Source organism: Calyptranema fuscum S582 (assembly GCF_055793305.1).
In genome coordinates this window covers 61,739-75,903 of record NZ_JBSLYH010000024.1, presented here as the reverse complement: position 1 = coordinate 75,903, position 14,165 = coordinate 61,739, and the positions used below count along the sequence as shown (strand labels likewise).

The window sequence follows — 14,165 nt, the reverse complement described above, 5'->3', positions numbered from 1 at the left end:
GTCGATTATTCGTCGTCGTGGGCAAAACGTCGATAGAGGAAGTCGAGCGCATAGTTGCGTAGCTCATAAAATTTTGGATCTTCCATAATCCGGCTACGGTTACGCGGACGTTCAAACGGAATATCGAGAATTTCGCCAATGCGAGCAGCAGGCCCGTTGGTCATCATTACCAGGCGATCGGCTAAAAACAAGGCTTCATCGATGTCATGGGTGATCATCAACACGGTGCATCGATGGTCGCGCCAGATTTTCAGGAGTTCTTCCTGAAGTTCTTCTTTAGTGATGGCATCGAGTGCGCCAAAGGGTTCGTCTAAAATTAGCACCTGGGGACGAATCGATAAGGCACGAGCGATCGCCACCCGCTGCTTCATCCCACCCGACAGTTGATGCGGACGCTTATTGGCTGCCTCTGTTAAACCGACTAGCTCTAAATGCTCTTTGGCGATCGCCACTTTTTGCGCCTTCGGTTTTTTAGGAAACGCGGCATTGATCGCCAGATACACGTTTTCAAATGCGGTTTTCCAGGGTAACAATGAGTAGTTTTGGAACACCACCATCCGATCCGGGCCCGGTTGGGTAATCCGCTTATCCTGGAGGCGAACTTCACCCATCGTAGGTTTGTTGAATCCAGACACCATATTCAACAGCGTTGTTTTACCACACCCAGAGTGTCCGATAAAACAGACAAATTCACCCTCGTTGATGGTTAAGTCAACACCGTCCAGCACGGGGAAGGGTCCCTGAGCAGTCGGGTAAACCTTCGTCACATTGTCGATCACCAAAAATGGATTGGACTTCACCTCAGGCGTGAGTTGAAGCGATTGACTGTCGAGTGTTTGCATAGGTCTAGGAGAATAAGGGTCAGAGGTCATGTGAGGTAGAGGCAGATGAAAGGAAGCAGCGAACGATTGCCTTAAAACGTTTTAGCGGGAGCAGCGTCGATCATGACCTCTTCGATTTGAATATCGCGGCAGATGCTCAGACGCTTGAGATAACCGACGGGGTCATCGGGATCAAAAATCATGCCGTCAAATAAAGCAAAGGGTCTCAGGGGAGAAGGTTCGGTATCTAATAACCCCAGTTGACGGGCGGCTTCACCATACAAATCAATGCGCCGTACCCGTTCCACAATATCCAGCCAATTTTTCGGGAATGGGGTCATTCCCCAACGGGCAAACTGGGTCAGCATCCACAGCATTTCAGCCCGAGTAAACAGGTTAGATTGCCCTACATAAAACTGGTTAAAGCGCAGCAATTGTTCGGGTTCCTGAGTCGTGCCATAGCTGTAAGGATCCAGGAAACCCGGCCCGACCGATGCTCGGTCGGATCCGACGTATTCGGGTTGACACAGGATGTCTAAGATCTCCAGGCGATTACGGCGATCGTCGCAATATTCGCAGGCTTCGATCAATGCCTTCATCAGAGCGATGTAGGTTTGAGGATATTGGTTAACCCACTCTTCCCGCACACCCAAAACTTTTTCAGGATGTCCATTCCACAAATCCAGGTCGGTCTTAATCACAAAGCCCAGATCGTCGTTGACGGCGCGGGAGTTCCAGGGTTCACCAACACAGTAGCCGTCGATATTCCCCGCTTTCAAGTTCGAGACCATCTGAGGGGGCGGAATCATCGCTAACGTGACATCCTTGTCGGGGTCAATGCCACCCGATGCCAGCCAGTAGCGCAAGATCAGGTTATGCATCGACGTCGGATGCACCATTCCCAGGGTATGAATCTTGTCAGATGTGTGATCCAGGACGGCTTTGAAGTCTTCGATTGTTTGAACGCCCGCTTCATAGAGGCGTTTGCTAAAGGTAATCGCATTGCCATTACGACTGAGCACCATGGAGCTAACCATGGGGATGGGGACTTTGCCATCGGCACCCATCGTCATTGCCAGGGGCATTCCAGCCACCATCAGCGCGGCATCCAGCCGGTCATTGGCAACACCTTCTGCGATCGCCTTCCAGTTAGGTTCACGGCTCAGCGTCACTTGCTCTAAGCCATATTTTTGGAAGAATCCTTTTTCTTTAGCCACCACCAGTGGGGCGCAGTCCGTCAACGGAATAAAGCCAATATCGAGGTTGACTTTTTCCAAGCCATGACGGGCGATCGCCGCCTGGGGCACAGTTTGTTTGCGACGAGCCACACGCTTTTGCTGGTTCAGGAAATAAATCATCTCATTCCGCAAACTGTAGTAGTTGGGATGATTGACCACTTCCATGCGCTTGCGAGGGCGCGGAATCGATACATCTAAAATCTGACCAATTTGCGCTTCTGGACCATTGGTCAACATCACAATCCGATCGGACAAGAGCAACGCTTCATCAACGTCATGGGTCACCATGACACAGGTGACCTGACTTTCCTGACAGATCTGCATCAGTTGCTCTTGTAGATTACCCCGCGTCAAGGCATCTAATGCGCCAAACGGTTCGTCTAACAATAGCAATTTAGGACGCAGGGCTAAGGCACGAGCGATCGCCACCCGTTGCTTCATTCCACCCGATAACTCTGCGGGATATTTATCGCGCGCAGGACGTAACCCAACCAGATCTAAATGGTGTTCGATGACGCTACGACGCTCACTCTTGGGCAGCTTTTTCATCACCGAATTGACAGCCAGTGAGATGTTTTCGTAAACCGTCTTCCAGGGCAGCAGCGAGTAGTTTTGAAACACCACCATGCGATCGGGTCCGGGCTTGGTCACCTCGCGACCTTCCAAGATCACACCCCCTGTGGATGCCCGATCTAACCCAGCGATAATATTCAACAGCGTGGACTTACCACAGCCAGAGTGACCGATGAGCGTAATAAATTCGCCTTGCTGAATCGACAGGTCAATGTTCTTTAAGGCAATGTAGCGATCGCCATTGGGTAACGGAAAAACCTTATCAACGTGGTCAATATCTACGAAGGTCAGCATGTTAAAGATGAGGGATTAGGGTTAGGGATCGGGGAAATGGGCAGAGAGGAGGAATTGGGAAGATGAGGAGGTTTCGTAGAGCCGCGATGAATCGCGGCTCTACCAGAATTCATTTCCCTAATTTCTTGCCCCTATTTTTGTTCGCCAGGTACAACCCAACTACCAATAAAGACAACGAGCTTATCGAGCAATAAACCGACGACACCGACGTAAATCAGTGCCAAAATAATCTCGCTAATCAAAGAGCTATTCCAGGCGTCCCAGATAAAGAAACCGATACCCACACCACCAATCAACATTTCTGCTGCAACGATCGCCAACCAAGACAGACCAATGCCAATCCGCAATCCGGTAAACACATAGGGAACCGTTGCTGGCATTAAGACGTTGGTGAAATATTCAAAGCGTGATAGCCGTAACACTTTGGCGACGTTTTTATAATCTTGCGGAACCTGATGAACTCCAACCGCAGTATTGATGATGACGGGCCAAATTGCTGTGATGAAAATAACGAAAATGGCAGAAGGTTCACTATCTCGAAATGCGGCTAGAGAAATCGGCAACCAGGCCAGCGGGGGAACCGTTCGGAGAACCTGAAAAATCGGATCAATGGCGTCGTAGATCAGCGTACTGGTGCCAATCAACATCCCCAGCGCAATGCCAACAATGGCAGCCAGTGAAAACCCGATCGCAACCCGCTTTAAGCTCGCCAGGATTTGCCAAAACAAACCGACATCTGTACCACCGTTGTCAAAGAAAGGATTAATAATCAAGTCCCAGGTTTCATTAATCACGGTCAGAGGGGCTGGCAGTCTAGGGTCTGAACCCATGCAGAGAATTTGCCAGATCGCCAAAAAACCTAAGAGAGCGATCGCCGACGTAGCAAATTTAGGTGCATTCTTTTTCAGATTTACGAGGGTCTGAATCAAAAAAGTCGAAGCTGAAGAGCGACGGGGTGAGATAGCGGTCATAGCTGGATTGCCTGCGTTCTAGTACATCATAGGGAAGGGAATGGAGGTACAAAACCCGCACTGGAGTAGTGCCCCCCAAACCCCGATTAAGGCAAGGAAAGAGGAAAAGCATCGATGCCGTGCACCAGCAATCGATGCTCAGATCTAGGGATTAGAGAGCTGTAATTGCCAGAGACTTGAGATATTCGTTGGGATTTTCAGGATCAAACGTCTTGCCATCAAAGAAGGTTTCCACGCCGCGTGAGGTGCTGGCAGGAATGGCAGACTCCTGACCGATCGCTTTCGCAGCTGCTTGCCAGATGTCTTCGCGGTTCACCTGATCAACCAGTGCCTTTGTATCGGTATCGGGTGCAAAGTAGCCCCAACGAATGTCTTCGGTCAGGAACCACAAGTCATGGCTCTTAAAGGGATAGGAGGCACTATCTGTCCAATATTTCTGCATCAAAGACGTGTCATCCAAGGTGCGACCGTTGCCAAAGTCAAACACGCCCTTCGAGCGATCCAAAATATCGGTTACTGGAACCTTAAACCATTCCCGCTTAGCCAGAATGTCACACATCTCTTGCTTGTTCTCCAGCTGGTCACACCAGATTTGGGCTTCCTGCACAGCCATCAACAAGGCTTGGGTCGCTTTGGGATTTTGATCAACCCAATCGGCTCGCATGGCAAAGGCTTTCTCCGGATGGTCTTTCCACAGTTCACCCGTCGTCACGGCTCCGTAGCCGATTTGCTGGTTAACGGCTTGCAACGGCCAGGGTTCACCCACGCAGAAAGCTTCCATCGTGTTGGTCTTGAGGTTTGCCACCATCTGAGGTGGGGGGACGACGATGGTGGATACTTCTGTGTTGGGATTAATGCCACCCGCTGCCAACCAGTAGCGCATCCACAAATCGTGGGTGCCACCGGGGAAGGTCACAGCGACCTTAATTTCTCGCCCTTCAGACTTCCCTTTGGCAAAGGCTTCTTTCAACGGCGCACTGTCTTTGCTGATATTTAAATCTTTGTAAGTATTAGACAGAATAATGCCTTGTCCGTTGACGTTGAGACGCGACAGAATGTACATCGGCACGGGCTTACCATCCGTCACTTTGCCAGTGCTGATCAGGTAGGGCATAGGGGTGAGGATGTGTGCACCATCAATGCCGCCGCCGCCAGATCCCAGCACAATATTGTCGCGAGTGGCACCCCAAGAAGCTTGTTTAGCCACCTCTACATCGGGCATGCCATACTTGGCAAATAGCCCTTTTTCTTTGGCGATGATCAAGGGGGCAGCATCAGTCAGAGCAATGAAACCGAGTTTGGCACCCGTAACTTCTGGGGTGTCAGCTGCCGCAACCGGGCTGGGTGCAGGTGATGAAGCAGATGGAGAAGCGCTATCGGTAGAGTTGCCACTAGAACTACAGGCATTCATCAAAAAGGTTGCGGCGGTGGTTGCGCCAGCGGTGATGATAAATTTACGTCTTGATAAATTAGACATAGATGCGTTCTCCAATGTTTTGGAATTAAGGTTAATGTCAGAAGGAGGTTGAGTTGGCAGATAGAGCGTTGAAATTACCGTTTTTAACGCTCGATGATCTACTCAGGGTTGAACTTACTTGCTTTGAGCCCCAAAATGCTCAATCAACAAATCTCGTAAAACGGGTTTGAGATCGTCACAGGGAATGCCTTTCATCACACAGGAGCCAAGTTGCGCATCTTTGCCAACCTTGCCCCCCATGTAGATGTCTACACCTTCCACCGTTTTGCCATCCTTGCGAACTTTGGTGCCCATCAAGCCAATATCGGCGACCTGGGGTTGACCGCACGAATTGGGGCAGCCCGTCCAGTGGATACGCACGGGTTGTGCGATCGCCAGTTCAGATCCCAATTCCTGAATCAGTCCCAATGCTCGATTCTTGGTTTCAATCAACGCAAAGTTGCAAAACTGTGCGCCCGTACAAGACACCAGCGATCGCTCTAAGGCAGGCGGTTGAATCGAAAACTTCTCGAGCAATGGCTCTTGCAAGAAAGCTTCCAGGCGAGAATCGGGGACATGGGGAATGATCACATTTTGTTCGACGGTGAGACGTAACTCGCCACTCCCGTAGACCTCTGCCAGCCGTGCCAGCTCAAACATATCGGGAGCAAATAACCGCCCGACCGGAATATTCATGCCCACATAGTTCAAGCCAGCTTGCTGTTGACGATAAACACCAATGTGGTCGCGCTTATCCCAATCAATTTCGTCGTCTGCCGCTGCCGTTAGCAACTCTCGCCCAAACCGTTGTTCCACAGCTTCACGAAACCGATCCATTCCCCATTCATCAATCAGCCACATCAACCGTGCTTTTTGACGATTGGAACGCAATCCGTTATCGCGATAAACCTCCAGAATGGCACGACACAAATCGACCACATCTTGAGGAGCCACCCAGGCATTCAACGGAATGGCAGCTTCACAGCGCTTAGCCGAAAAGAACCCTCCCACCAGAACATTGAACCCAATATCGGGTGTCGAGGACGGGGTGCTGGGTTGCGCGTCGCTGCCATCACCTAAAACAATAACGGGATCGGCTGTGCGATAGGCAGGGACAAAGGCAATATCGTTAATTTCTGCATGAACAGAATTATCTCGTCCGCCTTCAATCGCAATATTGAACTTGCGGGGCAGGTTGGTAAACTCTGGATTGCCTTCCCCCTTGTTGGTGATCATGTCTTGCACATGTTGCACCAACTCCCGCACGTCAATCAGTTCATCAGCATCCAGACCGGCAACGGGAGAGGCAGTAATATTCCGGACGTTGTCCATGCCAGATTGAATGCTGGTCATGCCGACGGCTTCGAGGCGACGAAAAATATCAGGGATATCTTCAATTCGAATGCCGCGCAGTTGCAAGTTTTGGCGGGTGGTGATGTCAGCATTGCCATCGTCGCCATAGCGTTGAACGATTTCAGCCAACGCTCGCATTTGGGGGCTAGTCAAAATCCCCGATGGCATCCGCAGACGCATCATGAACTTACCGGGGGTTACAGGGCGAAAGAAAATGCCTAACCACTTGAGCCGATGATCGCGATCGGTCTCATCCATGCCTTCCCAGCCGATTTGGGCAAATTGATCTAGCTCTTGCTTAACCGCCAGACCATCCTTTTCTGCTTTGAATTTTTCGAACTTGTTTAGACTCGTCGCCGCATTCGTGATAACACTCGTCACGGATCTATCCTCATCGGATTGGAGTTGCACTGCCCTGTTTGAGCCGATTGGTACATACGTTAGAAGGATTAGCAATGAAATTTCGTCAATCTAGATACAAAACTTTACCGATTATGTCTATCCCGCATGACTAAAATGCAAGGCTTGCATGACGAGATGTGCGATCGCTTTTCCGTATCCAGGCGATCGCCCTGTGTTATCAGTCACCCCCAAAGCCATGGCTGAATAGCAGAATGAATTTAAGCCACACCTGCCTGTGAAATTGCAGATGACACAAACCCATCCAGACCCAAAACCCGTAACTCCGAAAAAATACGCAAAGAGGGACTTGAGCCTAGCCCAAGTCCCTCTTTGCGTCATGACATCCTACAGAATTAAGTCAATATCGATACAGCCGACAGCGAACTTCAATCCGTCTGGAACGTTGAATCATTCCGTCTTCCTAACCGCGATTGATGCAACAAAAACGGCAGATGCAATCACCTATAGATGCAATTCATGAATATAATTCGTGGATGCAATTACATAGAAGGGGTGATTGATCCGTCACCTAGACCGCTGCGATCTTCATTTCATTAGAATTGCAGCGGATTAAATTCCTGTTCCACTAAGGGAACTTAAGATTGAGCAGGTATTAGTAAGCACCACTGCGATTGAGCAAAATGGACACGGTTTTCCAGATGACTTGCAGGTCATAGAAAGGGTGCCAGCGATCTTGATAGCGCAAGTCTAAGTCCACAATCTTTTCAAAATCTTTGATGGCAGAACGACCACTCACTTGCCACTCACCTGTTAAACCAGGCTTGACATTCAGCCGTTGCCAATGACGATCGTTGTAGTGCGCTACTTCATCTAGGGTAGGAGGACGGGTACCGACCAGGCTCATTTCGCCGATCAATACATTCCAAAATTGAGGGATTTCATCAAGACTGGTCTTGCGTAAAAATTGACCGACCCGTGTTACCCGTGGATCGTTTTCGTTTTTAAAGATGAGACCCTGAGCTTCATTCTTAATCTTGGCTTTCAGTGCATCTGCGTTATCGACCATTGAGCGAAACTTACGAATCGTAATGCGTCGCCCGTATAAACCACAACGTTCTTGTTGGTAGACCACAGGTCCCGGACTATCTAACTTAATGGCGATCGCAATCGGTAAATAGAGGAGTGCAAGAATCAGTAATCCTACGACACTGCCAACAATATCGAGGATGCGCTTTGATACACTAGAAACGGATGGATGCATCTCTGTGCAACTGTCTTCAAATAATCCGCTAGGAGAGACTGATAGATCCGATAGGGTGTAGTGAGTCATGATTTAACCTTCCCTTGTTCAGTGCCCGTGTTGATAAGCCCCGTATAAACACTTAGATAGTTGCTACACAAAGCATAAGCCCCGCTCCCGATCCCACGACAGGCGAATCTCAGGTCTTTGCAAAATCTTTTTATTAACAGAATGATCCCCAAGTTTTGTAAATTTAGTGTGAAGGAGTTTTGCTCAAATCTCCGTAGAAACACGACGAAATGTTACTTTCGCTACGATTAAAAGGCGATCGCAATCGATGGTTTCACTCAGGCTTAATTAGTTCGCTCAAAAAATAAGGTCACGAATTTCAGCCCATTGGGCTGACCGATTAAGCTGACTGGCAATTTTTGGGGGTTGAGCCGAGAGCTGGATCGATACCAAAACTGGCGATCGCTACCGATACAAGATGACATTAAAGTTTACGCAATCGAGTTCGTATGGGTGAGGGGTGGAACAGCGGCACGCCGCTGTTCCACCCCTCACCTATCTGCTTCTGAGAGTGTGGGGCGGTGTCGCAATTTTCGATGGCGTGACGTATAAGGTGTTGCGTGAGAGCCTCGCTGCGCGAGGCTCTCACGCAACACCCACAATCCATCCAGATGCAAAGCGCTATAAATGACGCTGTAGGGTGAAGTCTCTAAATCTGCAAGGTAGGGATAATCTGGTATGGCGAATACGTCTAACGTCCATACTGAGTTCTCTACTGTTAAAGTTTTTTGTCATGAAGCGATCGCTCTCACGCTTAGTCAAACATGTTACCCTGGCTGCCCTGGTATCTGGAGTCATTGTACTCAAACCCATACTGCCGCTATTGGCTGCCAATCCCTACCGCATTCCCGATCAAGAAGTTTCCTGTGAAGTGTTAGTCGTCGGTGGTGGCTTAGCAGGGTCTGCTACTGCTTACGAAGCCTTGCTGTCCGGTCATACGGTGTGCCTGACGGAAATTACAGATTGGGTCGGCGGACAAATTTCGGCTCAGGGAACCTCTGCCCTGGATGAACGAGATTCGCAGCGATCGCTCATGCTCTATTCCAGAGGGTATTTAGAATTACGCAATCAGTTGCGCAAGTATCACGACGGCAATCTAAATTCGGGCGATTGTTGGGTCAGTGAAGCCTGCTTTCTGCCAGCCGATGGGCACAAAATTTTAACCCGAATGCTGGAAGATGCTGCCAAAAAGGGCAGAGGCGAACTGAAATGGTTCCCCTCGACGGTAATCAAAGAACTGGATATTGTAGACGGTCAAATTCAAGGGGCGATCGCAATTCAACATAGCCCTGCTCCTGAAGCCCCACCGCTCAATACCGTACCCCTCTCCCAAACCATTGAAGAGGCTTACCGCTACGAAGACACTGATACCTTACACAAAACCGTCATCCGGTTTATTCCCCTCACCTCTGAAACTGACAAACTGGCTAACTGGTATGTCGTTGATGCGTCTGAAACAGGCGAACTGATTGCCCTGGCAGATGTGCCCTATCGCCTTGGCATCGACCCCCGCTCATATCTGGAACCCTCGTCTTCTAGTGAAACTGGCAACCCCTATTGCCCTCAGGGATTTACCTATACCTTTGCCATGGAAGCGACCGCAGATCCCCAAACCCACGACATGCCGTCCTTCTATCCTCAATACGCGCCCTATTATAGTTACGAACAAAGTCGGTTTACGTTTGATGCCCTGTTCACCTATCGCCGCATTTTCAGTGGTGAAATAGATAGACACACTCCCAAAAATAACTTTGGGGTCACGGTGATCAAACCGGGCGATATTTCCATGCAGAACTGGACCTGGGGGAATGACTATCGTCCCGGCACCGCTCAAGATAACTTGATTTACACCCGCGACCAACTGGCAGCGACCGGGCAGTTAGAACCGGGCGGATGGATGGGCGGCCTGCGGACTGCCAGCCTCAAAAGTGCCGAAGAACTCTCTCAAGGTTTCTTTTACTGGCTCGTGGAAGGCACAACAGATTCTCAACTGGGTGCAGGGGCTAAACAGCCCAATCCCAATAATCGCTATCTCAGTGGACTCGATTCACCCATGGGCACCGTCCATGGATTGTCGAAATATCCCTACATGCGGGAAGGGCGCAGAATTTTGGGGCGTCCGACTTCGGGCTATCCCAATGGCTTTTCGATCGCCGAAATTGATATTTCTCGGCGCAACTATGACGATCCGTATTACTTAGAAACTCTGACCCCATCTACCTATCGCAATTTACGGATTGCTTTGGCAGGGTTAGAAGCGGTTTCTTCCATTGCTAACGGTCAACCCACCAGCAGCATCTTACGGCGCACCCGTTCGACCATTTACCAGGATGCCGTGGGCATTGGACATTATGCGATCGACTTTCACCCCTGCATGGCACAACATCCGCCCGAGTTACCCGGAAACACCGAGTATCCTGGGGAACGGCGTGGTGCAGATGGCAACCCTTATCCTTTCCAAATTCCGCTCAGGGCAATGATTCCCCAAAAAATTGACAATCTCCTGGTTGCCGGAAAAAGCATCGCCACCAGCCATATCGTCGCCGCTGCCTATCGCGTTCATTCCTTTGAATGGTCATCGGGCGCAGCCGCAGGCAATGTCGCCGCGTTCGCTCTAGAACAAAACGTATTGCCCTATCAATTGGTCGATGACATCCCCCGGCGGGAACCGTTACTGGAGCAACTCAAACAACGCCTGCAACAGCAAGGGAACCCAACCGCATTCCCAGACACGTCTATCTTTAATGAAAACTGGGACGATTGGCGTTAGCAATGTGCGATCGCACGAAGTCCCAATTTTGTGGTGGCGCGGCTCTGCCGCGCCACCACAAAATTGAAATTTTATTTTAGTTCTCGTGCCTTGGTATGGTGTCACTCGTTTTGGTAGGCAGGAATGCGGATGATAAATTCGGTGCCGTTGCCCGGTGCAGAAATACAATCCAAATTGCCACGATGTTTTTGCACAATCTGATAGCAGATTGATAGCCCCAACCCCGTCCCTTTACCCACGGGTTTGGTGGTGAAAAAAGGGTCAAAGAGTCGTGCTAAAACCTCGGCAGGCATTCCGGGGCCGTTATCTCGAATGCGAATCAGAATGGTTCCAGCCGTTCCTGATCGAACTGTGGTAGGCGTCTGGTGGTCGGCCGGCGAAGAAAATAACTCAGTTGCCAGGATGAGGTGATTGGGAACGAACTGAGTTTGGATAGTAATGGTGCGCGGATCTGGCTGATCTTCAAGCGCATCGATCGCATTCGACAGGATATTCATAAACACCTGATTGAGTTGCCCAGGATAGCACTCAACCAGAGGCAGGGTATTGAACTCACGGTTCACCTGAATGCCACTCCATTCCACGCCGGTTTTCAGGCGGTTGTGCAAAATCAACAGGGTGCTGTCGATGCCTTCGTGAATATCGACAGGTTTCATTTCGGCTTCATCTAACCGCGAAAAGTTGCGTAGAGATAGAACAATTTGATGGATACGTTCGCCACCAATGCGCATAGAATCTAGCAATTTGGGCAGATCATCAGCAATAAATTCCAGGTCAACAGCATCAATGCGGTCTTGAACCTCGGCAACAGGCACAGGGTAATGGGTTTGGTAGGTAGCAATCAAATCCAGCAAGTCATTGATATAAGCGTGAGCATGGACTAAGTTGCCGTTGATAAAATTCACAGGATTGTTAATTTCGTGGGCAATGCCTGCCACCATTTGCCCCAAGCTCGACATTTTTTCGGTTTGAATCAACTGTGTTTGCGTTTGTTGCAAGTGGTGTAGGGCGTCGCTTAGTTGCTTTGCCTGAGCTTCAGCTGCGATCGCCGCTGTCCGAGTTTTGGCATAGAGTTCTGCCTGGTCGATGGCGATCGCCACCTGATCAGCTACGGCGTTGAGTAATTCGACTTCGCGATCGCTCCAATCGTAGGCAGCACCGTGACTACAGACGATCGCACCCAATTGACCGGAATGATTTTCCAGAGGCACTACTACCTGTGACACAATCCCTGATTCAATCAGCAAGGCCTCAATGGCAGGTTCTAGATCCGTCTGGCGATGGACATCATTCACCCGAATCATGGCTTGACTGAGAATTTTTTCTGACAACACGCCCACCTGTGCGATCGGACAATCTCCCAAAAAAGAGGGCAGATCAGGGTTACGGTCTTCGTGGGTGATGACTAAATCAGGGCGATCGCCATTCATCCAGCACCAGAGAAAATGACAGCGATCGATTTTTAATAACGTGCGAATCTCAGTAACGGTGGTATTGAGGATGATATCGAGGTTGAGTGAATCTCGAATCTGGCTTGCCAGTCGAAATAACAATGCTTCGCGACGGCTGCGTAAGGTTGCTCGCGCCCAAAGGCGATCGATGGCAACTGCCATGCCAGGGGTAAGCCAACTCAGGGTTTTCAGGACGTCATCACTTAACGACTGATGGCTAAACAGTGCCATCACGCCCACCAGTCGGTCTTCAACGAGCAGGGGATAGCCTGCAAAGCCAACCAATTTTTCGTCCTGCAACCAGCCGGCATCGCCGACACACCCTGCCTTCACAGCGTCATCTGTAATATAGGGTTGGCAATTTTGGGCAATGATGCCAATGATGCCGATGCCAACGGGAATCCGGCTATGAAACGCATCGGTATGGCGGTGTTGTCCAGCGATCGCCTGAAGCTCTAATAAGTGAGTTCGAGGTTCCAATGTCCAGATTCGCAAAAAGGGTAGGTTAAGCGATCGCGCGATGACTGACGCACCCGCCTCTAACATCTGGCTGAGGTCGCTACTCGCTGCCAAAATTTCACCCATTGCTACGTTCAGTTGAGCCAGATCTGGATTTGCAAATTGGGTATCAATCTGTGGCTGAACGTCCGCCTGCGGTTGCCCTGTCACCTCCCGAACAGTTGCCTGCAACCAATCTCGTTTGGGCAATGCCGTTGCGTGCCAGCTCAGCCACCGATAAGAGCCATCTTTGCAACGCCAACGGGCATCAAATGAAACGTGGTGTTTGCTGGTTTTCAGAGTTTGCAATTGAGCCAGGGTGAAGGGGCGATCGCTGGTATGGATGAAGTCAATTACAGGTTGTGCCAGCAGTTCTGCTTTGCTATACCCCAAGGTAGTTTCCCAACTGGGGCTGACGCGCTTGAAGTAGCCGTTGGGTTTGATCAGACAGAGCAAATCTGGAAAGAGGTTAAAAAAGAGTTCCTGATCGGTTTTCAGCTTGTTGCGGTCTTGAACAGCGACCTTCAACTCTGCCGTTTTCCGCCGCAGTTCTAATTGCGCGATCACCTGCTGACTGAGCATTTGCAGTGCCGATTGTTGATCTGCGGTCAGCGATCGCGCTACCGTATCCAGCACGCACAGAACCCCGACAATGACTCCTTTGGGGCTAATCAATGGCGCACCCGCATAAAATCGCAGATGAGGCTCTCCCGCGACCAGGGGATGCGTGATAAACCGTGGCTCAGCTGAGAGGTCGGCAATCATCCACAGATCTGTTTGCTGCACCGTATCGACGCAAAACGAACAATCTTGATAATGGTCGGGAACGTGCCAACCCACGACTGCTTTCGTCCACTGGCGGTTGTGTTCGACAAAGCTGATCATCGCCATCGGAGTCTGACAAATTTGGGCTGCCAACTGTGCCAACTGATCAAAATCTGGTTCTGGCAAAGGGTCGATGAGGTGATAGTAAGGCAGCTTTAGCCGTTTGGGTGACTCACCCGCTGGCACTGTATGAGATGGATGAGTATTCCGATCAATACGCTTTTGGGTTGGCACCAGTTAAAA

The 14,165-nt window shown here is 50.1% G+C and carries 9 protein-coding genes; 1 reads left to right on the top strand and 8 read right to left on the bottom strand.

Features of this window, described 5'->3' with window-relative positions; all coding sequences use genetic code 11:
* Window positions 1–5 precede the first annotated feature (5 nt).
* From ACR6Z4_RS17100 to ACR6Z4_RS17070, 7 genes are all read right to left on the bottom strand, one after another.
* Entirely contained in the window at window positions 6–842 is an 837-nt protein-coding gene (locus ACR6Z4_RS17100) for an ABC transporter ATP-binding protein (protein WP_479718510.1), read from the bottom strand.
* Between the two features lie 71 nt (window positions 843–913).
* Window positions 914–2,926, bottom strand: coding sequence for an ABC transporter ATP-binding/substrate-binding protein (locus ACR6Z4_RS17095; protein ID WP_479718509.1), 2,013 nt, complete (start codon window positions 2,924–2,926; stop codon window positions 914–916).
* Window positions 2,927–3,057: 131 nt separating this feature from the next.
* The gene (gene ntrB / locus ACR6Z4_RS17090; protein ID WP_479718508.1) at window positions 3,058–3,897 is read right to left on the bottom strand and encodes a nitrate ABC transporter permease; all 840 of its coding nucleotides are present in this window, start codon (window positions 3,895–3,897) and stop codon (window positions 3,058–3,060) included.
* A 151-nt stretch (window positions 3,898–4,048) separates the two neighbouring features.
* The gene (locus ACR6Z4_RS17085) at window positions 4,049–5,374 is read right to left on the bottom strand and encodes a CmpA/NrtA family ABC transporter substrate-binding protein (RefSeq protein ID WP_479718507.1); all 1,326 of its coding nucleotides are present in this window, start codon (window positions 5,372–5,374) and stop codon (window positions 4,049–4,051) included.
* A 114-nt stretch (window positions 5,375–5,488) separates the two neighbouring features.
* Window positions 5,489–7,075, bottom strand: coding sequence for a ferredoxin--nitrite reductase (locus ACR6Z4_RS17080; RefSeq protein WP_479718540.1), 1,587 nt, complete (start codon window positions 7,073–7,075; stop codon window positions 5,489–5,491).
* A gap of 646 nt (window positions 7,076–7,721) precedes the next feature.
* Entirely contained in the window at window positions 7,722–8,399 is a 678-nt protein-coding gene (locus ACR6Z4_RS17075; protein WP_479718506.1) for a sugar transferase, read from the bottom strand.
* Between the two features lie 263 nt (window positions 8,400–8,662).
* The gene (locus tag ACR6Z4_RS17070; protein ID WP_479718505.1) at window positions 8,663–8,803 is read right to left on the bottom strand and encodes a hypothetical protein; all 141 of its coding nucleotides are present in this window, start codon (window positions 8,801–8,803) and stop codon (window positions 8,663–8,665) included.
* 308 nt (window positions 8,804–9,111) lie between these two features.
* Between ACR6Z4_RS17070 and ACR6Z4_RS17065 the strand changes: the two genes are divergently transcribed.
* Window positions 9,112–11,148, top strand: coding sequence for an FAD-dependent oxidoreductase (locus tag ACR6Z4_RS17065; RefSeq protein WP_479718504.1), 2,037 nt, complete (start codon window positions 9,112–9,114; stop codon window positions 11,146–11,148).
* Between the two features lie 101 nt (window positions 11,149–11,249).
* Here ACR6Z4_RS17065 and ACR6Z4_RS17060 read toward each other — a convergent pair whose 3' ends face one another.
* A complete protein-coding gene (locus tag ACR6Z4_RS17060) occupies window positions 11,250–14,156 on the bottom strand; it encodes a GAF domain-containing protein (protein WP_479718503.1) in 2,907 nt (968 codons plus the stop codon).
* Window positions 14,157–14,165: the final 9 nt, after the last annotated feature.

Bases quoted from the DNA above. Each gene is read 5' to 3' on its own strand.
- ACR6Z4_RS17070 (WP_479718505.1), bottom strand. From the start codon at position 8,803: ATGTCATCTTGTATCGGTAGCGATCGCCAGTTTTGGTATCGATCCAGC.
- ACR6Z4_RS17085 (WP_479718507.1), bottom strand. From the start codon at position 5,374: ATGTCTAATTTATCAAGACGTAAATTTATCATCACCGCTGGCGCAACC.
- ntrB (WP_479718508.1), bottom strand. From the start codon at position 3,897: ATGACCGCTATCTCACCCCGTCGCTCTTCAGCTTCGACTTTTTTGATT.
- ACR6Z4_RS17100 (WP_479718510.1), bottom strand. From the start codon at position 842: ATGCAAACACTCGACAGTCAATCGCTTCAACTCACGCCTGAGGTGAAG.
- ACR6Z4_RS17075 (WP_479718506.1), bottom strand. From the start codon at position 8,399: ATGACTCACTACACCCTATCGGATCTATCAGTCTCTCCTAGCGGATTA.
- ACR6Z4_RS17065 (WP_479718504.1), top strand. From the start codon at position 9,112: ATGAAGCGATCGCTCTCACGCTTAGTCAAACATGTTACCCTGGCTGCC.
- ACR6Z4_RS17095 (WP_479718509.1), bottom strand. From the start codon at position 2,926: ATGCTGACCTTCGTAGATATTGACCACGTTGATAAGGTTTTTCCGTTA.